Source organism: Brachyspira hampsonii (assembly GCF_001746205.1).
In the GTDB taxonomy this organism is placed as follows: domain Bacteria; phylum Spirochaetota; class Brachyspiria; order Brachyspirales; family Brachyspiraceae; genus Brachyspira; species Brachyspira hampsonii_B.
In genome coordinates this window covers 67,591-89,212 of record NZ_MDCO01000009.1, presented here as the reverse complement: position 1 = coordinate 89,212, position 21,622 = coordinate 67,591, and the positions used below count along the sequence as shown (strand labels likewise).

At 26.7% G+C, this 21,622-nt stretch carries 20 protein-coding genes; 11 read left to right on the top strand and 9 right to left on the bottom strand.

Translation table 11 applies throughout. The features are described from left to right. Positions 1–52: 52 nt before the first annotated feature. On the bottom strand, positions 53–820 hold the full coding sequence (locus BFL38_RS05620; protein ID WP_069726139.1) for a TSUP family transporter: 768 nt from the start codon (positions 818–820) through the stop codon (positions 53–55). 268 nt (positions 821–1,088) lie between these two features. On the opposite strand from BFL38_RS05620, the gene BFL38_RS05615 reads away from it, so the two are divergent. The 4 genes from BFL38_RS05615 to BFL38_RS05600 all read left to right on the top strand — a co-directional run bounded on the left by BFL38_RS05615 (position 1,089) and on the right by BFL38_RS05600 (position 5,533). Next, positions 1,089–2,300, top strand: coding sequence for a DegT/DnrJ/EryC1/StrS family aminotransferase (locus BFL38_RS05615; protein ID WP_069726138.1), 1,212 nt, complete (start codon positions 1,089–1,091; stop codon positions 2,298–2,300). A 46-nt stretch (positions 2,301–2,346) separates the two neighbouring features. Beyond that, entirely contained in the window at positions 2,347–3,312 is a 966-nt protein-coding gene (locus tag BFL38_RS05610; protein ID WP_069726137.1) for an Rpn family recombination-promoting nuclease/putative transposase, read from the top strand. 191 nt (positions 3,313–3,503) lie between these two features. After that, positions 3,504–4,466, top strand: a complete 963-nt coding sequence (locus tag BFL38_RS05605; RefSeq protein WP_083249391.1) for a glycoside hydrolase family 3 N-terminal domain-containing protein — start codon at positions 3,504–3,506, stop codon at positions 4,464–4,466. Continuing rightward, a complete protein-coding gene (locus tag BFL38_RS05600; protein WP_069726136.1) occupies positions 4,430–5,533 on the top strand; it encodes a glycoside hydrolase family 3 N-terminal domain-containing protein in 1,104 nt (367 codons plus the stop codon). Before BFL38_RS05605 ends, BFL38_RS05600 begins: the two co-directional genes overlap by 37 nt. Positions 5,534–5,547: 14 nt before the next feature. On the opposite strand, the gene BFL38_RS05595 is transcribed toward BFL38_RS05600, so the two are convergent. Both BFL38_RS05595 and BFL38_RS05590 read right to left on the bottom strand, forming a co-directional pair. After that, positions 5,548–5,844: a helix-turn-helix domain-containing protein gene (locus BFL38_RS05595; protein ID WP_008724686.1), complete on the bottom strand. Its 297-nt coding sequence runs from the start codon at positions 5,842–5,844 to the stop codon at positions 5,548–5,550. Between the two features lie 310 nt (positions 5,845–6,154). Further along, the gene (locus tag BFL38_RS05590) at positions 6,155–6,799 is read right to left on the bottom strand and encodes a cyclodeaminase/cyclohydrolase family protein (protein WP_069726135.1); all 645 of its coding nucleotides are present in this window, start codon (positions 6,797–6,799) and stop codon (positions 6,155–6,157) included. Positions 6,800–6,942: 143 nt separating this feature from the next. Here BFL38_RS05590 and BFL38_RS05585 point away from each other — a divergent pair, with 143 nt between their 5' ends. The 6 genes from BFL38_RS05585 (at position 6,943) to BFL38_RS05560 (ending at position 11,151) form a co-directional block, all read left to right on the top strand. Continuing rightward, positions 6,943–7,551 (top strand): hypothetical protein, encoded by a 609-nt coding sequence (locus tag BFL38_RS05585; protein ID WP_069726134.1) that lies wholly within the window; start codon positions 6,943–6,945, stop codon positions 7,549–7,551. Between the two features lie 89 nt (positions 7,552–7,640). Further along, the gene (locus tag BFL38_RS05580; protein WP_069726133.1) at positions 7,641–7,934 is read left to right on the top strand and encodes a hypothetical protein; all 294 of its coding nucleotides are present in this window, start codon (positions 7,641–7,643) and stop codon (positions 7,932–7,934) included. 76 nt (positions 7,935–8,010) lie between these two features. Next, positions 8,011–9,021: a metal ABC transporter substrate-binding protein gene (locus tag BFL38_RS05575; protein ID WP_069726132.1), complete on the top strand. Its 1,011-nt coding sequence runs from the start codon at positions 8,011–8,013 to the stop codon at positions 9,019–9,021. 20 nt (positions 9,022–9,041) lie between these two features. Then, on the top strand, positions 9,042–9,734 hold the full coding sequence (locus BFL38_RS05570) for a metal ABC transporter ATP-binding protein (protein WP_069726131.1): 693 nt from the start codon (positions 9,042–9,044) through the stop codon (positions 9,732–9,734). Beyond that, positions 9,731–10,558, top strand: coding sequence for a metal ABC transporter permease (locus tag BFL38_RS05565; RefSeq protein ID WP_069726130.1), 828 nt, complete (start codon positions 9,731–9,733; stop codon positions 10,556–10,558). Before BFL38_RS05570 ends, BFL38_RS05565 begins: the two co-directional genes overlap by 4 nt. A gap of 17 nt (positions 10,559–10,575) precedes the next feature. After that, positions 10,576–11,151: a TIGR03943 family putative permease subunit gene (locus tag BFL38_RS05560; protein ID WP_069726129.1), complete on the top strand. Its 576-nt coding sequence runs from the start codon at positions 10,576–10,578 to the stop codon at positions 11,149–11,151. An 89-nt stretch (positions 11,152–11,240) separates the two neighbouring features. Here the strand turns inward: BFL38_RS05560 and BFL38_RS05555 are convergent, their stop codons facing one another. From BFL38_RS05555 to pyrB, 3 genes are all read right to left on the bottom strand, one after another. Beyond that, positions 11,241–12,269 carry a DUF3089 domain-containing protein gene (locus BFL38_RS05555; protein ID WP_069726128.1) on the bottom strand — a complete coding sequence of 343 codons (1,029 nt, stop codon included), beginning with the start codon at positions 12,267–12,269 and terminating at the stop codon, positions 11,241–11,243. 196 nt (positions 12,270–12,465) lie between these two features. After that, the gene (locus BFL38_RS05550) at positions 12,466–13,686 is read right to left on the bottom strand and encodes a dihydroorotase (protein ID WP_069726127.1); all 1,221 of its coding nucleotides are present in this window, start codon (positions 13,684–13,686) and stop codon (positions 12,466–12,468) included. Between the two features lie 16 nt (positions 13,687–13,702). Beyond that, positions 13,703–14,782 carry an aspartate carbamoyltransferase gene (gene pyrB, locus BFL38_RS05545; protein ID WP_069726126.1) on the bottom strand — a complete coding sequence of 360 codons (1,080 nt, stop codon included), beginning with the start codon at positions 14,780–14,782 and terminating at the stop codon, positions 13,703–13,705. A gap of 335 nt (positions 14,783–15,117) precedes the next feature. Here pyrB and dxs point away from each other — a divergent pair, with 335 nt between their 5' ends. Continuing rightward, the gene (gene dxs / locus BFL38_RS05540) at positions 15,118–16,971 is read left to right on the top strand and encodes a 1-deoxy-D-xylulose-5-phosphate synthase (RefSeq protein ID WP_069726125.1); all 1,854 of its coding nucleotides are present in this window, start codon (positions 15,118–15,120) and stop codon (positions 16,969–16,971) included. Between the two features lie 4 nt (positions 16,972–16,975). Here dxs and BFL38_RS05535 read toward each other — a convergent pair whose 3' ends face one another. The 3 genes from BFL38_RS05535 to pbpC form a co-directional block, all read right to left on the bottom strand. Next, positions 16,976–18,112, bottom strand: coding sequence for an HD-GYP domain-containing protein (locus tag BFL38_RS05535; protein ID WP_069726124.1), 1,137 nt, complete (start codon positions 18,110–18,112; stop codon positions 16,976–16,978). Between the two features lie 63 nt (positions 18,113–18,175). Then, entirely contained in the window at positions 18,176–18,925 is a 750-nt protein-coding gene (locus BFL38_RS05530; RefSeq protein WP_069726123.1) for a FecR domain-containing protein, read from the bottom strand. A gap of 75 nt (positions 18,926–19,000) precedes the next feature. Continuing rightward, entirely contained in the window at positions 19,001–21,577 is a 2,577-nt protein-coding gene (gene pbpC, locus BFL38_RS05525; protein WP_069726122.1) for a penicillin-binding protein 1C, read from the bottom strand. Between the last annotated feature and the right edge of the window lie 45 nt (positions 21,578–21,622).

Genomic DNA, 21,622 nt, shown 5'->3' with positions numbered 1-21,622 from the left:
AATAAGAAAATTAATTTTTATAAACTTTAAAAATTTTATTATACTATATTTTCTATCTTATTATATCTATTAATATTTTTAATGTAGTAAGTAGTGATATAGTTACAAATATCGGTTTTATAACTTTTATTCCTTTTTTAATTGCAAACTTAGCACCAAAGTAAGTGGATATCATTATAAAAGGTATAACAAATATTCCAGCCATATAATTAACTTTTCCCTCTATCGCAAATATTATTAATGAACATAAATTGCTTGTAAGATTCAAAGCTTTAGCATTACCAGATGCAAGAAGAAAATCCATTTTATAATAGAGTACAAAAAACATTATCAAAAAACTTCCAGTACCGGGTCCGAATACTGCATCATAAAAACCTAGAAGAAAAGCAAAAAACATACCTGCTATATAGTTTTTTCTTTTTAAATTATTTTCATCAAATAGGTTCTCGGTTCCAAAAGTTTTAGAAAATAAAGTGTAAATACCAACAGCTAGAATTAATATCATTATCAAAGGCTGTAATATTTTAGCGTCTATTAATACTATAACCTGTACGCCCACAATAGAGCCTAATATTGTCATAGGTATTAAAAACTTTATTAGTTTTGAAGTAACTTTTCCATTTTTAAAAAAGGTAAAGGCAGATACTACAGCACCTGAAGTGGATGTAAGTTTATTAGTAGCCAATGCCGTATGAGGTGGAATACCTGCTATTAAATATGCTGGAAGACTTATAAGTCCGCCGCCGCCAGCTGCCGCATCCACAAAACCTGCTATTGAACAGCCTATAATTATTATAATTAGATTTTCTATACTCAGCATAATACAACACCAATAATTTATTTTTTTATTAGTGAAAAATACTATATCTATGATGATTTTTTGTCAAATGATATTTAAAATTTATTTATAAGAAATATTTATTCTTGTAGGAATTACTTAATATAATTAAGATTTAATATTTTTATATTAAGTTAATCAATAATGAGAAATTATTATTGATTTATTTTTTACATGCTATATATTATATAATTATGTAAAGTAAACATAATATAATTAAAATAATGTAAAAAGTATAAAGGAAAAAGTTATGAATAAATCAATACCATTCTCACCGCCGGATATAACAGACAGTGAAATAGAAGCAGTAGTTAGGGTATTAAAGTCAGGCTGGATAACAACAGGACCAGTTAATAAAGAGTTTGAAGAAGAGCTTTGTAAATATATAGATGTAAAAAGAGTAAAATTATTATCAAGTGCCACATCTGCTATGGAGCTTGCATTAAAAATATTTGGAGTAAGTGATGGTGATGAGGTGATAGTACCTGCATACACTTATGCTTCAACTGCAAATGTAGCTGTTCATCTTGGAGCTAAAGTAGTATTTATAGATGCATCTGATAATGACTTTAATATAGATTTAGAAAAGTTAGAAAAAGCTATAACAGATAAAACAAAAGCTGTTATTGCTGTGGATATTGGAGGAAAACCTTGTGATTATGACGGCGTCATAAAAATACTTGAAAGTAAAAAAGAATTATTTAATGCTTCAGAAAATAAATATCAAAGAGAATTAAAAAGACCATTATTCTTACTTGATGCGGCTCATTCTATAGGTGCTGTTTACAAAGGAAAAAGAACAGGCTCTCAGGCAGATTTTAGTTCTTTTTCTTTTCATGCTGTAAAAAATATTACAACTGCTGAGGGAGGAGCTTTATCTTTTAATGATATAGGCAGTATCAATGCTGATGATATATATAAAGAGCTTTCTGTATTATCTCTTCATGGACAAAATAAAAGTGCTTTGGATAAAAGTAAAGGAGGTAAGGGAGCTTGGAGATACAGTATTGAATTGGCAGGATATAAAGCTAATATGAGCGATTTGCATGCAGCAATCGGTTTATCTCAGCTTAAAAGATATGATTCTATACTTAATAATAGAAAAAAAATAGTAAGTATATATAATGAAATTTTATCTAAAAATAAAAGAATAATACTTCCTAGTTTTAAGGATAGTTTTAGTGAGTCATCTTATCATTTGTATCTAATTAGAATCAATGATTTTGAAGAAGAAGATAGAGATTTGCTTATAGATGAAATGTCCGAAATTGGAATAACTTTAAATGTTCATTATCTGCCTCTTCCAGCACAGAAGGCTTATATTGATTTGGGATACGATATTAATAATTATAAAAATGCTTTTAATATGTACAAAAATCAAATAACTCTTCCATTATATAGTACTTTAAAAGAAGAGGATGCCGTGTATATTGCTGAAAATATTATTAAGTATTTGAATTAATATTTCATTTTTTGACAAAATACTATATTTTTAGTATAATAAAATTATGAAAGAGATTAACAGACTCAATGATTTATTTGTACGATATCTAATTGGTACTGAAGGTGATGAGGATATATTAGAAAATATTGTTAATGCTGTTTTAAATGATGCAGATTTTGAATCAGTAGGAAATCTCGAAATTATTAATCCTTATAACTTGGCAGAAAATGAAAATTTAAAAGAATCAATATTAGATGTTAAAGCAAAAACTAAAGACGGCAAAAAGATACTTATTGAAATACAATTAGTTGGAAATAATAATTTTATAAAAAGAATATTATACTACATAGCTAAAAATATAGCTTCTGAGTTAAAAGAAAGTGATTTATACATTAATATAAGTCAGATGATTAGTATTAGCTTTATAAATTTCAATTTGGATATAGGAAGCGAGACTGATATAAGAAGAGAGCATAAGTGTTTAACATTTTCAGATATTAATAATCCAACTCTTAGACTTGATGATTTTCAGATACATTTTGTAGAGATTAAAAGATTTGCAGAAATATTAAAAAATGCTAGCATAGATGAATATAATAGAAATAAACTTTTATCTTGGATTGATTTTTTTACAACTAAGAATTTAGAAAAAGAGATTAATAAACTCATAGGAGGAAATACAATTATGAGTAAGGTAATAGATAAATATAAAAGATTCGTAGCTGATGAAAAAGAAATGTCAGCGTATAATGAAAGAGATACTTTTCTTTACGGACAGGCGGCTATGCTTCAGTATGAGAGAGCGGAAGGAAAAAAGGAAGGCATAGAAATAGGTTTCCAACAAGGAATTGAAAAAGGTAAAGAAGAAGGTATTAAAGAAGGTATTAAAGAAGGCATCAAAGAAGGTATTAAAGAAGGTATAGAAAAAGAAAAATATTCATTAGCTAAAAATATGAAAAATAAAAATATGGATATTAATCTTATTAGTGAATTAACAGGACTCAGTATAGAAAAAATAAAAAACTTGTGAGTGCCTGCAATTCGTAAGAATGGTAGGGATTGTTAGTTTTTTATATATAGATAAAAAAATAGAAAAACTATGAATCAAGATATATAATTTAATTAAAGGTTTATTTTGCTTCTATTTTAAAGTACTAATTTTTATAAATAATAAAATTAGTATATATGAAGATATTATATAAATAAAGTATTATAAAAATAATGATTTACATTGTTATAGTTTCAATATTATTATTAATTTTATTTTTTATTTTTATTTATCTTTATGACAATTTTAATATTGTACTGAAAAATAATAATAATAAAGAAAACATTAAAAATAAAAAAGAAATACCATTTATAATATCGGTAAAAAATTATGATGATAATTTGATAGATATAATAAACAAAACCAATATATCAGGCATAATAATAAATATAGATAATTTGGATATAGAAAGTCTTGATAAAATAATAAAAAAAATAAAAAGAAAGATTAAAAGAAAAATATTTATAGCAATAGATCAGGATTATAAAAACACTTCCAGTATATACTATGATAAGAAGTTTAAAGTTTTTTCCAGTTATATAGGCGAGAGAGAAAGCGAAGAATATGCATACAAAATAGCATACGAAAGAGCTTCAAAATTAAAATCTATAGGTATTAATATGATTTTATCTCCAATATGTAATACTTATTGTAATGAAAAATCTCATCTTAAAGAGCATATATTTTCAGATGATAAGATACTTGCTTCTAATTTGATATATAGTACAGTAAAAGCATATAAAGATAATGGTCTTATAACTGCATTAAAATATTTTCCAAAATACTATGATGATGAGTTATATATAGATGAAGATACGGAGAATATAGAAAGTATTATTGATAACAGAGAAACTTTTTTGGCTGGTATCAAGGCTCAGGCTGATATTATAGTAATGCCTCATATAAAAGATAATTATAAATATAGAGATTTTTTATTTAATAATATGAAGTTTAAAGGTATTATAATGACAGATTATATTAATAATGATAAAAATATTATTAATTATGCCGTTAATGTACTTTCAAGTAATTATTATAGAGATATAAATAAATTAAAAAATATTATAGAAACTAATATAAAAGAAACGGATACTGTGTTATGTTCAAAACTATTAAGATTAATAAAAAAATTGTAAAGGCTCTATTGTATTTGATAATAATTTTATTTATAGTATATGCCTGTAAAACAACATCAAATATCTTAAATGAAAAGATATATATAAATCAATTAAAAGAGAAATATCCAGACTTAAGCTATTATATAGATGAAGTATCTAAAATGAGTAAAAAAGAAAGGATAGGACTTTTACTTATGGTAGGAATAAAGGATAAAGTTCTTTCAGAAGAAACAATTAAGACTCTTAAAGAAAATAATATAATTGGAGTAATACTTTTTGATTATAATATAAAAGATGAAAAACAACTTAGGAAATTGACAAGTGATTTAAGAAAATATGTTAACTCAAATATATTAATTTCTATAGACCAAGAGGGCGGTGAAGTAAACCGTATAGCATTTGACCCTCTTAAAGATATATCTCCAAAAAATATAGGGGATTCAAACAGTATTGAATATGCATATGATATAGCATACAAAAAATCAAAGTTTTTACTTGATTTAGGCATTAATGTAATATTAGGACCATTATGCGATATACCTAGCGATACAAATTCTTATTTATATAACAGAAGTTTTTCTACTAATGCAGATATAGTTGCAGAAATGGTTTCAAATACAGTAAAAGCCCAAAGAGATGCTGGTATAATAAGTGTATTAAAACATTTTCCAGGTCATGGAGATACCATAGTTAATTCTCATAATGATTTTCCTATAATTGATAAAACTACGAATGAATTATTATCAAATGAATTTATCCCATTTAAAAGCGGTATAGAGGAATGTGCTGAAATGATTTTAGTATCTCATATAAAAAATAAATATATAGATAATAGGTATCCTGCTAGTATGTCAAGAAAATATGCTGATATATTAGAAAATGAATTAGGATTTAATGGAGTTATTATTACAGATGATTTAGCTATGACAGGAAGCATTGATACAGGTATAAATTTCGGCATTAATTTGATAAGCAATGTATATGAAAATGCAGAGTATATGTTTAAATATATAGATGCGGATATTCTTTCATGTGCGAGAGTTCTAAAGATGGCTTCAGAAAATATACTTTCTTCCCGCACATAAAATTATCATTCATTTTAATTGGCTTGTTTCTTTTTTCTATTGCTGTTAGGATTTCTTTTGTATGTTAGAGTTTCATCTAAACCAGATTTCACATATTCATTAATAATGTTTACAACAGTGTGATAAGTAACATTATACTGCTTAGCTATATCAGTATGTGTAAGTCCTGTGTTTTTCTTTTCATCTAATGCCAGAATGATATTTGCTCTAGAAATAAGTCTTTTTGATTTTCCTTCCTTTTTAATAAATTCTTTGATTTTTTCCTTTTCCTCTTCACTTAAGGATATCATGTGTTTAGTTGTTATACTCATTCGAACCTCCTATTAAAGAATACATATAACTAACGTTAAGAATAAAGAGATTTTGAAGAATAAAATTATAAAAATATAGTCAAAGAATAAAATATAAAAATCATTTATATATATATTAGATTAAAAAATAAAGATAATCTAATACATTTTTATTCAAATATATATTTTATAAACCCTTGTTGTTATTGAAAGATTATCATAATATGAATAAAATATCAATATGAAAAAATAAAATTAGAATTTTGTATAACAAATCTTACATTTATAACATCATTTTAGATAAAAAGAATATAATAAATATGATTTATTGTTATATTCTAAATAATAATATTTGCTTTTCTATATTATAAAAATTATTTTCCACAGTATTTATATATTTTTCTGTATTTGTTTTTATATTATTTAAAAATACATTATCCTCTATAAGAGGTATATTTATATTAATATTAAGTACAGAACCCTTAGCACATGCAAATGCTAAAATATAAGCCGAAGCAATATCTGTAATAACATTACTGTTTCCATATTTAATCACTGTTTCAAAAAACGGCATCAGTTCGTAACATGATTTTAAAGCATTGAAAGGAATATCTATAGCTTTTTTTGCAGCTTCAGATATTGCACTTTTTCTTTTTGTTTTTTCTTCTTCTGTATTTTTAGGAAGTTTCATAGCTTCCATAAAAGCATTAAAACTTTCTGCATCTTTATCAACTATTTCAATTAGTCTGCATTTAATATTTCTTATATTTTCTATAGCATTATTAAAATTATCTTGTTCCTGCTGAGATAATTCTAAAAACTTTTTTTTATTAACTGTAAGATATCCGACCATACCTGCTAATGCACAAGCCAAACTTCCTACAGCTCCCATAACACTTCCGCCTCCCGGAGCAGGAAGAGAACTATCAACATCATTAATATAATCTGATAATTTTTTATCGATCAACTTTGACATATATAATAACTCCGAAAATATTTATATGATTATTGAAACTGATTTTAATATATCATAAAATAAATATCAATAGTAAAATGTAATATTAGATTGTTATTTATTATTTTTTATGATATCATATATTAAAAAATTAAGGATTTTTTATGAAAAATATTGTACTTATTTTATTTCTTTCTTTGTTTTTTGTAAGCTGTTTAGATTATACACAATATGTAACTATAGATGAAGATAAAAATGTAACAGTTGTTGCGATAGTTACTGTATCTAAATCTTTAATAGAATTAGCCGCATATTCAGAAGGTTATGAAAATGCTGTTCCTGACTATTATTATGAAGAAATATTGAAAGATATGGAAAATGAAGCTAGAGATTCCTATCCTAGAAATTTTAAATTCAAGCATATAAATAATGACAATGAAATAGGGCTTTATGTAAATGGCATTATCAAAGAAAGAGATATAACAGAAGATATCAATTCATTGCTGCCTGTAAGAAATGGAAATAAATTTTCATTTATGCCTTTTAAAGATTCTCAAAATACATCTGAATATAAGGAATATGAATCTATGTATAGCTCTATGAAAATGAAATTAATAGTTTCAAAAGATTATATACCTACAGTAAGTTCATGTTATCTTTCTTCTTATGATGATATAAAAGATGTTAATGTTTATGATTTAAAAGATGCATTTTTAATAGAAATACCTATATTTTCAGGTATAGACAGCCCTGTTTTATATATTGAATTATAATTGGAAATATTATTATTTTATATTGAACAATAAAAATAAATATTCATTATAATTGACAATTATTTATTATCAATTATAATGATAATATTATGAGATTAGTATTAATATTATTTGTTTTTATCATATCCATATATGTTTTTCCAGCATTTTATATAATTTATCATTCATATCATCATAATCATCATTTAAATGCAGATTGTGAAACTTGTATGGAAATATTTTCTATAGTAAAAACTGTAAGTAAAATAGTAAAATTTCATAATATATATAATTCAGTAATAATATATTTATCTGTTTCATGCATATTTTTCTTAGGAACAAGAAAAAAGATATTTTACTTGAATAAGACTCCTATTAGGTTAAAGGTAAAACTTACAAATTGATTTTATATCCTTTATTATTTTTAATAATTATATTTGACATTACTATTATAATTTTTAATATAAAGGATTTTTTATTATGATAAAGAAAATATTAATTTTAATTTTTATTATATCAGTATTATCTATTTCATGTAATACTAATAAGTCATCAAATGGTAATGATACCAATGAAGAAAACAATAAAATAAAAGTTGTAACTACAATATTTCCAATATATGATTTTACGAGAAATATAGCCGGAGATAATGTAAATTTACAAATGATAGTAAAACCCGGTATAGAAATTCATTCATTTAGTACCACTCCTGCAGATGTTATAGATATACAAAATGCTGATGTATTTATTTATATAGGCGGCGAAAGTGAAGAGTGGGCTGAAAAAGTTGTATCTTCTATGGATACTAATGGGAAAAAAATAGTTAGACTTATAGATTATGTAAAAGCATTAGATGAAGAAATTGTAGAAGGTATGGAGCATGATGCGGATCATAATCATGAAGAAGAAGCAAATCATAATGAACATGAAGATGCTGCTGAAGAAAGTCATACACATGAAGGCATTTATGATGAACATATATGGACTTCTCCTAAAAATGCTAAGTTAATGGTTAGTGCAATATGCAATGCTTTGTCTGAAATTGATTCTGATAATACTGATATATATAAATCAAATGCTGACAAATATAATGAGGAATTAACAGTTTTAGATAATGAAATAAGAAATGCAGTAAATTCATCTAAAAGAAAAAACATAGTATTCGGAGATAGATTTCCATTTAGATATTTGGCAGAAGAATATGGATTGGAATATAGAGCACCTTTTAACGGCTGCAGCAGTCAGCTTGATGCGAGTCCGAAAACTATTGCCTATTTGATAAATTATATCAAAGATAATAATATACCTTATTTGTATTATATAGAATTAAGCAATGAAAAAATAGCAAATACATTAATTGAACAGACAGGTGCAGAAAAATTGAAGCTTCATTCAGGACAAAATGTAAGTAAAGAAGAATTTGATTCAGGTGTTACATATTTATCTATAATGAGGGATAATTTAGAGAGTTTGAAAAAAGGCTTAAATTAATATGAAAGGGTGAAAAATTGATGTTGAATATTAAAGATTTATCAGTATTTTATGACAATAATGAGGTATTATCCAATATCAATTTTTCTTTATGCAAAGGAGATTACCTTTCAATAATAGGCGAAAATGGTTCAGGTAAAACTACTTTAATAAAAACTATACTAGGACTCATCAAGCCTAAAAAAGGTACTATTTCTTTTGATATTATAAAGAAAAATGAAGTAGGATATCTGCCTCAGCAGGGAATAGTGCAGAAATCATTTCCGGCAAGTGTATTTGAAGTTGTGATTTCTGGGAGATTAAATAAAAAGAAGTTTCTTCCTTTCTATACTTCTAAAGATAAAAAAATAACTTTGGATAATTTGAAAAAACTTAATATAGAAAATTTAAAAAATAAGTCATATAAAGATTTATCAGGAGGACAGCAGCAGAGGGTAGCATTGGCTAGGGCATTATGTTCTGCTAAAGAATTATTAATACTTGATGAGCCTTCTACAGGGCTTGATCCAATAGCTACTGCTGATTTATATAATTTAATAAAAAAATTGAATGATGAGGTAACTATTATAATGGTTTCTCATGATATATCGAATGCAGTTAAATATTCTAATAAGATACTTCATATAAATAAAAATATTCTTTTCTTTGGAAGTACTGATGACTATATAAAAACAGATATATATAAAAGAATATCAGGGGAGGATATGAGATGATTGCTTTGATTCAGGAACTTTTTTCATATACCTTCATTGTGAGGGCAGTTATAGTTGGTATATTGGTATCATTATGTGCTGCACTTTTAGGCGTTAATTTGGTTTTAAAAAGATATTCTATGATAGGTATTGGGCTTTCTAATGTAGGATTTGGGGCTTTATCTCTTTCACTTATGTTTGGATTTTCTACGTTTCAGCTTTCAATACCTATAGTTGCTATAGCTTCAATACTGCTTTTAAGGTTAAGCGAAAACAGTAAAATAAAAGGAGATGCTGCTATTGCTTTAATATCAAGCGTATCTTTAGCGGTAGGTATCATTGCTATTACTATGAAAACAGGAATAAATACAGATGTATGTAATTATATGTTTGGAAGTATACTTGCTATGAGTAAGAGCGATGTTTATATAAGTATTGCCGTAAGTATTGTCGTTATAGTGCTTTATGTTCTTTTCTATAATAAGATATTTTTGGTAACATTCGATGAGAATTTTGCCCGTGCGGTTGGAATAAATGCCGAATTTTATAATATGCTTATATCTATACTCACTTCTTTGATTATAGTATTAGGTATGAGAATGATGGGTGCTATGCTTATATCAAGTTTGATAATATTTCCGGCACTTACTTCTATGCGTGTATTTAATACTTTTAAGAGTGTAGTAATTTCATCAGCTGTATTATCTGTATTTTGCTTTTTTATAGGCATAATAGCTTCTTTTCAACTTGAATATCCTACAGGGGCATGTATTGTTATGGTGAATTTGGCTATGCTTTTAATATTTTCCATTGTAGGAAGGTTTATAAGATTAGGTGTAAAATAAAAAAGGAGGAATATTTTATGAAAAAATTATTATTTTTATTTTTTGTATTATTGGCATTTTCTTCTTGTTCAAAAAAAGAGTACAATGACGGTTGGTTTGATATAGAAAAAAATTATGTTGATATACCAAAGAAAAAATATGACTACAGCGGTATTCAAAGCAAGTCTTCTGATAATTCAGCAGATAATAATGAGCTTAAACAGGATAAAATAGATGCATCAAGTTTAGATATGAATAATGTCATAGAAATAAAAGAGAGAATGTTTATAAATCAATGCAATGATGTTTATTTGAATCCTGAAGATTATAGGGGTAAATTAATAAAATTAGAAGGCATATATGACGGATTTACAGATGAGGATACGGGAGAGAAACTTAATTTTGTATTCAGATATGGTCCGGGCTGCTGCGGATATGATGGTGTTGCGGGTTTTGAATTTGATTATAAAGGCAATATACCTAATCCTCAGGATTGGATAGAGGTTGTAGGAGTTGTAGAAATATTAGAGATAGACAATTATGAGACTGTAAGACTTAATGCTATAAGTTTGAATGTTTTAGACAAGAGAGGAAAAGAATTCGTAGCTAATTAATTTTTGACAATATCGTATTTATATTTTATAAACCATGTTGCGGACAGGATAATAAAGAATATATTATCCTGTCCATTTTTTATTTATAATTATTTCCAAAAAGCCCCCGCTCTTTTTTTTACATTTTCTTTTAAATCATAATAGTAAAGAGCAATATCATAAACATGGTAAACGCCTTTTTCAAAAATTCCTCCGCCTCTTACATAAAAGTCATCAGGATTTATAGTGCTGCATTTTACAACACCTCTTGCCTTATCTACTTTGGCATCTGCTATTTTTGAAGGTTTTCCTGCATTTGTAACTATGTTGGATTTAGGATTTCCATAATTATGAGATATATTTGCACCTAAACTCTGTTCTTTTGAAGCTAGAGTTTCATCTAATGTCCAAGATATAGGATTTATTGAAATGGCTCCTTCAAGAAGTGTAGGGTTATATCCATTAAAATCAGGAGCTTCTGTATTATAAGAAATTATCACTCCTGTATCATATTCTCCGTTTGCAAATCTCAAATGAGGATTTTCATCTAAGTCTTTTTTTGTAACTGAATATCCGAATATATAGGCTGCTATCATTTTGTTTTTTAAATTTTCATTTGTTTTGAAATAGTCAATTAATATTTGTTTTATCATCATAGCCCCTTGAGAATGTCCTGCTAATATAAAGGGTTTTCCATTATTATAATTTTTAATATAATAATCGAATGCTGCTATTGCATCTTCTTTTGGTGAAGAATAAAAATACTTATCCTGTTCTTCTTTACTAATATTATTATTTGTATTCATCAAGTATAAAGCATCAGCCTGTCTGTAAAACGGAGCATACACATTTGCTGTTTCTTCAAATATTCCTGTTTGTTCAAGCATAGAATTGGTAACGGTTTTTCTCATAGGTTCATAGTCTATAGGACATACTATACTGTCATTTGAATTTGCTCTGCTCCATGTTGTAGGATATAGATAAAATACATCTGCTTCATTTGATGTTGAAGGGATATTAAGCCAATTATTTTTGTCTGAATAATCTGTTAGTTTTATTTCTGCTGCGGTATTATTGTTATTTGCTGTGCAGCTTATAATTATAATACTTGATAAAATAGTAATAAAAATTTTTATCATTTTAATTCCTCTCATTATTTTTTTATAAAAGAAATATTATAATGTATAAAAATTAAAATCAATATCATTTATTATTATTGCTAATATTACTAATAAGAAAATATAAAATTGTAAATAATTAAATTTAAAAAGTTATTTTATATTCATACACTTTATATTTTACAAATAAAGTTATAAACTTATCATTTATATAGCTTTAATTACTATAAGTTATTTCTTTTCCTATAAAGCTGTCTGTGAATTTTCCATTATCATATACTATATTTCCGCGTACTATAGTAGTTAAAACTTTGCCTCCTCTTTGAAAACCTATATAAGGAGACCAGCCTGCTTTAGTGATTATATCTTTTTCTTCTATTTCTGAATGATCATTTAAATCTATTATTACTAAATCAGCATCATAATTTTCTTTTAATAAGCCTTTATCTTTCATAGAGAAAATTTCTGCTGCTTTTTCACTCATAATTTTTGTAAGCAGTTTTAAATCTATAGTATTATCATTAACTTTTTTAAGCATCAATTCAAGCGAATGTTCAACAGAAGGAACGCCGAATGTAAGTTTTTCTAATTTTTCACTTATCAAATGAGGAGCATGATCTGTTCCTATTGTATCTATAGTACCATCTGATATCGCTTTCCATAATGCTTTATTATCTGATTTTTCTCTTAATTCAGGCTTCATTCTAAGGAGCATTTTATTTCTATCATTTTTATTTACATCTTCAGTATTTAAAAATAAATGATGAGGAGTAACCTCTCCATAAATTATCATTCCTGAGTCTTTTGCTTTTTTTAAAGATTCAATTTCGCTTTCTAGTGATAAATGGCATAAGTATAATGGAGTATTAGTATTTTTTGCTATTTTTATTGCCTTATCAACCATTTTATCTTCTGCATGAACTGTAACTATTTTTGAAACTTCAAATAACTTTTCTAATATTTTATCATCTTCTACAAGCATATTTCCTGTAGAAGCATTAAAGAAAATTTTTGTTGATGCTGCATCATTGATAATATTTTTTATATCATTGCTGTTATCTGCTTTGCTTCCTCCGAAATGAAATCCGTAATCAACATAAGATTTTCCAATCATCATAGATTTTTTAAAAATGATATTTTCTCTTGAAATAGTATTTGGTACAGTATTAGGCATATCCAAAAATACTGTAATCCCGCCTCTTGCACATGCTTTGCTACCGGAATTAAAATCTTCTTTATGAGTGAGTCCGGGATCTCTCATATGTGTATGCGGATCTATTATTCCTGAAAGCACATAATTGAAATTAGCATCTATTATATTATCAGACTTGTATTTTTCAAAGCTGTTATCAGAATCTATAGTTTTTATTTTTCCATTTTCTATTATTATAGAAACTATTTTTTCATTGTTCGGTATTTTAGCATTTTTGATTATCATAATTTACCTTAATAATTTATTTACCTATTTCTCTATTGCAGTAATAACAGAAATCTCCGTATCCTTTCTTCACAACTCTATTTTTTGTTTCTTCAAAATGTGTAACGCATTTATTATTTGGACAAACTATTTCTTTATTTTCTACAACCTCATAATTCATTTCTTTTCTTTTCACCTTAGATTTTATAACATCTGTAGCCAAAGCCATCATAGCCATTCTTGTAGGCACTCCGTTTCTGGCCTGTATAAAATATTTAGCGTATTTGGTATTATCTAAATCTATATTAATTTCATCAACTCTTGGAAGAGGGTGAAGTATTATCATATCCTCTTTACACTTTCCTATAATATCGTCTTTTGATATTCTGAATGCATTTTTTACTTCTTCATATTCATTAATATCATCAAATCTTTCTTTTTGTATTCTAGTCATATATAGGCAGTCTATTTCTTTTAATACTTCTTCATAATTACTAAGTTTTTTATATTTGATTTGTGCATTATCCAACTCTTTTAATACATAATCGGGTATTTGTATAACATCAGGGGATATAAAATAAAACTCTCCATTAAACATCATTAATCCATCTACTAGAGAGTGAACAGTTCTTCCGTATCTTGTATCTCCTACAAAAGCAATTTTTTTATTTTCTATACTTCCTAATTCTTCTCTTAATGTGTATAAATCCAATAGAGTTTGACTAGGGTGTTCATTAGCACCGTCTCCGGCATTTATAATAGGACAGTTTGTAACTTCTTCAGCAAATTTAGCAGCTCCATCAATACTATGCCTCATAACTATAATATCTGAATATGCAGAAACCATAATTATGGTGTCTCTTAAAGATTCTCCTTTTTTTATGGAACTTTGTTCTGGGTTATCAAATCCTAATTCTTTGCATCCTAATCTGTAAGCAGCTGATGTGAATGATAATCTTGTCCTAGTAGAAGGCTCAAAAAATATACTAGTCATTATCATTCCGTCCATAATCTTCCTTCTTTCTCTACTATCAGTGTTATCCAATTCCTTAGCTACATCTAATACTTCAATAACTTCCTCTTTTGATAACTCTTTGATAGATATAAAGTTCCTCATTATTTCTCCCTTAAAAAATAGTTAATTATTTTTATTGAAATTCAGCATAAAAAAAAGGAATAAAATTGTTAAAGATAACAACCTTATTCCTTTTAAAAAATTCCAAATTCGTAAATTTAAATAAACAAATAAAATAGGTATGTAAATAAAAAATTATCCTGTGCTTAAGAAATATATTTTTCATTTTTTATCCTGTTCTTTACAAATTGAAGGGATTATATCATATATATAAAAAAAATCAAGTATAAATTTATAATTTATATATTTTTGGTATATTGAAATAAAATGTTTTATGGTTATAATATAAATTTATAAGTTTAATTTTAGGGCTGTATATGTACTTAGAATATGTTAATACTCCTTCTGATATAAAGAAATTGAATATAGAAGAGTTGAAATTATTATCTTCAGAGATAAGAGAATTTTTGATAAATAATGTATCAAATACAGGAGGACATTTAGGCAGTAATTTAGGCGTAGTAGATTTAACTTTGGTACTGCATTATTTGTTTGATTCTCCTAAAGATGCTTTTATATTTGATGTAGGGCATCAATCATATACTCATAAGATTATTACAGGAAGAAAAGATAAATTTAATACTTTAAGAACTTATGGCGGTATATCAGGTTTTCCTAAAAGAATAGAATCAGAGCATGATATTGAGGAAACAGGACATTCATCTACTTCATTATCATTTGCTTACGGTCTTGCTTGTTCAAAAGAAATTTTAGGACTTAGGGGTGATGTTATAGCTATTATTGGTGACGGTGCTATGACAGGCGGAATGGCTTTAGAAGCTATGAATAATATTGCAAATACAAATAAAGATATAATAATTGTTTTAAATAATAATGAAATGTCTATAGGTAAAAATATAGGTGCTGTATCTAAATTTTTAAATACAACATTAAATGATAGTTTAGTTCAGGAAGCATCAGAGAAGGTTAGGGGACTTGTATCTGCATTGCCTTTTGGAGATATTGCTAATGAATTTATAGATAGGGGTAAAGGTGCTATAAGGACTTTTGTTGCTCCGGGAATTGCCTTCAGAGAAATGGGATTTAAATATTTCGGACCTGTTGATGGACATAATTTTGAAGATTTAATCAGCACTTTTCAGAAAGTAAAATTAATAAGAGGTCCTAGATTAGTTCAGGTTAATACTATTAAAGGTAAAGGATATAAAATAGCAGAAGAAAATCCTGCTAAATTTCATGGCATAGCTCCTTTCAATATAGAAACAGGAGAATTGAAAAATAAGTCTTCTTCAAAAACTTTTTCTAATCTGGCAGGCGAATGTATAATAAAAGCAGCTGAAGAAAATAAAAATATTGTTGCTATAACTGCGGCTATGGAATCAGGTACAGGTTTGACTGAATATGCTGAACTTTTTAAATACAGATTCTTTGATGTAGGAATAGCCGAGCAGCATGCTATTACTTTTTCTGTAGGACTTTCTGAAAATGGTATAATACCTTTTGTATGTTTGTATTCTACATTCCTGCAAAGAGGATATGATCAGGTTATACATGATATTGGTATAATGAATGCTAATGTTAAACTTATGATAGATAGGGCTGGGCTTGTTCCTGAAGATGGAGATACTCATCAGGGTGTATTTGATGTATCTTTTTTAAGAATTGTACCTAATATAACAATTATGGCTCCGGTTGGAGAGAAAGATTTTAGGGATATGATAAAAAAATGTATAGAATATAAAGGTCCTACAGTTATGAGGTATAATAAAGCATCTCTAAGAGAATTGAAAAAAAATATTGTATCTGATAATTTTGAAATAGGAAAGGCACATATTGTAAGAGAATATAATAAACAAAAAAATCTTATTATTAGTTATGGTCCTACACTCATTGATATAGCTGATGCTGTTGATGAACTTAATTTTGATTGTTCAATATTGAATCTTTCTACTTTGAAGCCTCTTGATGAGGAAACTATTTTAAATATGATTAGAAAAGCTGATAAAGTTTTGATAATAGAAGAAAGTATAAAAAAAGGCGGAATTGGAAGTGCTGTATTGGAGTTAATGTCTGATAATGAAATATGTAAAAGTGTAAAAATTCATGCTTTACCTGATAAGTTTTTTGAAGTTGCTGCAAGAAATGAGCTTTTACAAATTTATAAATTGGATAAAGATGGAATAAAAGAAATTATTAAAAGTTATTTTTAAATTATTATAGTTTTGCTTTTTTTATTTCTTTTAAATATTCTATAAATATATCTGTAATTATAGGATCAAGCATTATCTCTTTTTCTAAGAAATTTTCTATCATAAAAGAAACAGCTTCTTTTGGAGTTTTATTCATATTCATTGTAAGAGTATCATAAACATCAATTACTTCAAGCATTTTGGCAGGAAGATATGTAAGACTTTGCAATGTTAATATATCTTTATAATCATAAGATACTATGTATTCTATTTTATGATTAGGATTTCTTCTTAATACGGCTTTGTATAATTCTGTAAAAAGTCCGTAGCCATGACTATAATATTCATGATGAAGCGATACAGTTAAAGCAACTCCCTCATTACCACGCATAAAATATTTAGCAAAACCATAGTCTTTTATGGAATGATTATCTTTTTCTTCACTTTGTATAGGTATATAATCTTTGGGTTTATCCAAAGAAATATCATGCATTAATACTCCTATGGCAATTTCTGAAATAGTATCGTTTTCTATTTTTCTTACACCAAATTTTACATTTGAGTCTAATGTATTTGGATTGTTTAAGTTATATCTTTTATATATCCTTTCTGAGAATTTATAATATGTCTTTTTAAAGTCAATTCTCATTTTGTTTGCTGCCCCTTTACTAATTTTCTTATTAAAGAAGCATGTCGCTTCAATTATCATAAAAAATATTCTTAGGCAGTGCCCTATTATAGTATTAGATTTTAAAGCATAAAAATTATTGAATATATTATTTGTTTCATATTCTTTTGTATATATTATCATTGCTATTTCTGATATAAGAATCTGAAGTATTTTAGATAAATTATTTACATCATAATCATCATTTCTTAATGTATTATTTTCTTTATCCTTCAAATAATTAATATATTGTATTCTTAATACAAAACTTATTTCTACGAGTATTTTACATATAAGTTCTGCAGTTTCTGAATCTAAAAAGTTCTTACGATAAGAAGCTAATTTTGCTGCATACTGTCTCATATAAGCTGCAGTTTCTTTATTAGACATATTTATTATATTTTCTAATATCTCTTCTTCTCTTTTAGCTATTTCTTTATCAGATGAAATACAATATTGAAATTTCTTATAAAATTCTGCTGTCTTACTGTTCAATTTTTTAACTCTTTAAAATATTTAATTAATAGTATATCGGAATTATTTTTATATATTTAAAAATTATCTTTTTGTTTCATTAGTAATAATGAATGTAGTTATATTTTCATTTGTATTGCCTACATAATCTATAGTTTCTGCTGCCGTATTAGTCTCAGTATTTACTTGATTTTTGATATTACTAATATCTATTTTTTCAGGAACCACAGTTTCAACATAAGGCATTGAAATTATTTCATTTATAGTATTAGTTAAGTCTTGATTTAATTCTATATCTTTTATAGATAGTTTATTTGAATTATCTATATTAGCTTCCATAAACTGATTAACTTTAGTACCATTGATTTCTCCGTCTCCGTATAGAAATTGTGCTTTTGTATTTCCATTAGTATATGTAACAGCTGCTATACCGGATACTTTAATATTAGCATTTGAAGTAGAAACGATAATAGAGTCTGGTTTAGCATTAGATGAAGCTGCTATTAAAAAATCTCCTTTATTTAAATGGAGTTTTGTATTTCCTGTTTTATCATAAGATTCATCTATATTTAAAGAAGAGTTTTCTTTAACTTTGAATATATTATTACTTTCTAAATATGAAGTAAGATATGAATCTCCTTCTGTAGAAATATTATCTTTACTGAATAATAAATCTCCGTTTTGTGCAGGTTTTACTATAGCTTTTTGAGAAGATATTTTTACTCTTCCTTTAACATCTATAACTTTCATATATTGATTGCTTTTGTAAGCTGACTGCAAAGAGAAAGCCATAGAAAGCATTAATAGTATAGAAATAATTTTTTTATTCAACATAAATAAAACTCCATAAAATACATATTACACTATTAATATTATCGACATTAAAAAAATTATCAATACTGTTTTTTTTTACTGTACATGTATTTTAACAAGCGGACTTTTTACAGTCGCTCCATCATCGGTTTTTGCTTCTATGTAAAAAGTATAATCACCTTGTTTTAGATTCCATCTTATATATTCTTTTTTTAAGTCATTAATATTAGCTATAGCTTCATTATTGCAAAATAGTGTAGCATTTATAATATTTTTTGGTATATACGATGATATGAATATGTTTTGATATTCTATAGGAAGAGTTGAATCTATTTTGTATACGGAGTTATCTGTTGGCTCTTTTATTGAAAGCCTTTCTTTTATATTGTTTATATTGTTATCTGTTTTTATTTCAGATGAAGCATTATAAGTATTTATATTATTTACATTCATTTGAACTCTATCAGCTGAATTTAAATCAAAACTATTTTCTTGATTTATACTTTCTAAATTACTGTTTTGATTATTATTTTTCATTCTATTATATGCATAGATATTATTAACTTTTGTCCATTCTGAAGTAGGGCGTTCTATTTGCTGTTCTCTTATCCAACCATTATATTCATTAGGAAGATTAATAAAAACTTTTTCTGTAAGAGATCCGTCAGAATTTGTTTTTATATATAAGTTATGAACATCGCATTCTTCTTTTGGAACATTTATATGAGAGAACTCTTCAACTCTTGTTTCTTTACAGAACTCTCCTCTAAGTTTTCCGCTTATGAGACATATTTCTCTTTTTACTATAGTATCTGGCTTATCCCATTTAGTTTCTTTCTGACTTTTATTAAGCATAGTAAATAAATCATAAAGTATAGGCACAGCACCATTTCCGCCTGTTATATTAATCATCTCGCTTCCAGCAAAATCTCCAAGCCAAATACCCACTATATAATCTTTAGTGTACCCTACAGCCCATGCATCTCTTGATCCTTTTGATGTTCCTGTTTTTATTGCTATAGAAAACGGATATACTATTCCTTTATAACTTCTAAAAGAACCCATTCTAGCATTTCTGTCAGAGAGTATGCTTGTTATTAAATATGCACTCTCTTCTGATATTACCTTTCTAGTTGTTTTTTTAGGAAGTGTTATAACTTCTCCGTTTGCTTTTTTTAATGAAGTGATTGAGTAATGGTTGATAAATGTACCAGAGTTTGGGAATATTGTATATGCAGAAGCTAAATCTATCAAACGAACTTCGGCACTTCCAAGCACTAAAGAATATCCGTAATAGTCTGGATTTTTATCTATAGAGCTTAATCCTGATTTTAAAAGTATGTTCTGAAAATCTCTTATACTGTATCTTGCAAGCCATTTTACAGCAGGTATATTAAGTGAATTAGCTAATGCATCTCTTATAGTAACAGGACCTCTATATTTATGGTCAAAATTTTCTGGTATATAATCTCCGCCGGGTGAATTGATATAAGTTTTAATATCGGCTATGACAGAAGCAGGTGATTCCCCTTTATCAAATATATAAGCATACATAAAAGGTTTTAATGTACTTCCAGCCTGTCTTAATGCAGTTGCCCCATTCACTGCCCCATGTGTTTCTGTATCAAAATAGTCCATAGAGCCTATCATTGAAAGCACTTCTCCTGTTTTGGCATTAAGTATTACGCATGAAATATTGCGTACATTGAAAGTATGAAGCGACTGACTCGAATTACTTATAACCAAAACTGCTTCTTTCTGCATATTATAGTCTAATGTAGTTCTTAATTCTGTTACTCCTGTATATTTTAACTGCTCAAGTGATTCTCTAGCATACATTGTAAAATGAGGGGCTTTAAAAGTATATTTATCTTTATCATTATATATATTTAATTTTTCATTAATACTTTTATTATAATCTTCTTCTGTAATAAAGTTATTATTTTTCATCTCTCCTAATACATATATTCTTCTTGATTTTAATCTCTCTTCGTATTTATATGGATTAAACTTTGTACCAGACTTTATTATAGAAGCAAGCATTGCAGATTCATTATTATTTAAATCATTAACTTTTTTATGAAAGTACAGATCGCTTGCTGCACCAACTCCGTAACAGTTGTTTCCAAAAAATACTCTATTTAAATATTCAGTGAGTATTTCTTCTTTTGTGAGATTTTTTTCTAGTCTTACAGCATCAAGTGCCTCATAGAATTTATTAATATATGTTCTTTCACGAGGAATTATACTTTTAGCTAGCTGCTGAGTAATTGTACTTCCGCCTGAAACTACCTTTCCGCTTATTAAATTTGATAAAAATGCTCTTATTATAGCTTTATAGTCTATTCCGTTGTGGTTAAAAAAATTTTTATCCTCTGCACTTACTACAGCATTAATCAAATTTGTTGATAAGTCTTTATATTTTACCTCTTCAAAAAATCCTCCATGCTTTGGAAATATAGTTGATATCAGTATAGAGTTTCTGTCATATATTTTTAAAGCTCTCTCTTCGTTTATGGATAATTCGTCTTTTGAGAATGGCTTGTTTATGTATTCTTTGCAATGTTTATAAAAATCATAGCCTTTTGGTATGAATATAATTGAAATTGCTATTATAGATAATAACAAGGTATATATTATAGTTAATGCAGTTCTTCTTATAATTTTTTCCATAGTAAAATTATTCTATAATAAAAAAATAATTAGTCAAATTATATT

Coding starts and splice junctions, on each gene's coding strand:
- BFL38_RS05590 (WP_069726135.1), bottom strand. CDS start 6,799: ATGTCAAAGTTGATCGATAAAAAATTATCAGATTATATTAATGATGTT.
- BFL38_RS05615 (WP_069726138.1), top strand. CDS start 1,089: ATGAATAAATCAATACCATTCTCACCGCCGGATATAACAGACAGTGAA.
- BFL38_RS05580 (WP_069726133.1), top strand. CDS start 7,641: ATGAGATTAGTATTAATATTATTTGTTTTTATCATATCCATATATGTT.
- BFL38_RS05560 (WP_069726129.1), top strand. CDS start 10,576: ATGAAAAAATTATTATTTTTATTTTTTGTATTATTGGCATTTTCTTCT.
- BFL38_RS05570 (WP_069726131.1), top strand. CDS start 9,042: ATGTTGAATATTAAAGATTTATCAGTATTTTATGACAATAATGAGGTA.
- pbpC (WP_069726122.1), bottom strand. CDS start 21,577: ATGGAAAAAATTATAAGAAGAACTGCATTAACTATAATATATACCTTG.
- BFL38_RS05550 (WP_069726127.1), bottom strand. CDS start 13,686: ATGATAATCAAAAATGCTAAAATACCGAACAATGAAAAAATAGTTTCT.
- BFL38_RS05575 (WP_069726132.1), top strand. CDS start 8,011: ATGATAAAGAAAATATTAATTTTAATTTTTATTATATCAGTATTATCT.
- BFL38_RS05565 (WP_069726130.1), top strand. CDS start 9,731: ATGATTGCTTTGATTCAGGAACTTTTTTCATATACCTTCATTGTGAGG.
- BFL38_RS05555 (WP_069726128.1), bottom strand. CDS start 12,269: ATGATAAAAATTTTTATTACTATTTTATCAAGTATTATAATTATAAGC.
- BFL38_RS05585 (WP_069726134.1), top strand. CDS start 6,943: ATGAAAAATATTGTACTTATTTTATTTCTTTCTTTGTTTTTTGTAAGC.
- BFL38_RS05620 (WP_069726139.1), bottom strand. CDS start 820: ATGCTGAGTATAGAAAATCTAATTATAATAATTATAGGCTGTTCAATA.
- BFL38_RS05600 (WP_069726136.1), top strand. CDS start 4,430: ATGTTCAAAACTATTAAGATTAATAAAAAAATTGTAAAGGCTCTATTG.
- BFL38_RS05595 (WP_008724686.1), bottom strand. CDS start 5,844: ATGAGTATAACAACTAAACACATGATATCCTTAAGTGAAGAGGAAAAG.
- BFL38_RS05530 (WP_069726123.1), bottom strand. CDS start 18,925: ATGTTGAATAAAAAAATTATTTCTATACTATTAATGCTTTCTATGGCT.
- BFL38_RS05610 (WP_069726137.1), top strand. CDS start 2,347: ATGAAAGAGATTAACAGACTCAATGATTTATTTGTACGATATCTAATT.
- dxs (WP_069726125.1), top strand. CDS start 15,118: ATGTACTTAGAATATGTTAATACTCCTTCTGATATAAAGAAATTGAAT.
- pyrB (WP_069726126.1), bottom strand. CDS start 14,782: ATGAGGAACTTTATATCTATCAAAGAGTTATCAAAAGAGGAAGTTATT.
- BFL38_RS05605 (WP_083249391.1), top strand. CDS start 3,504: ATGATTTACATTGTTATAGTTTCAATATTATTATTAATTTTATTTTTT.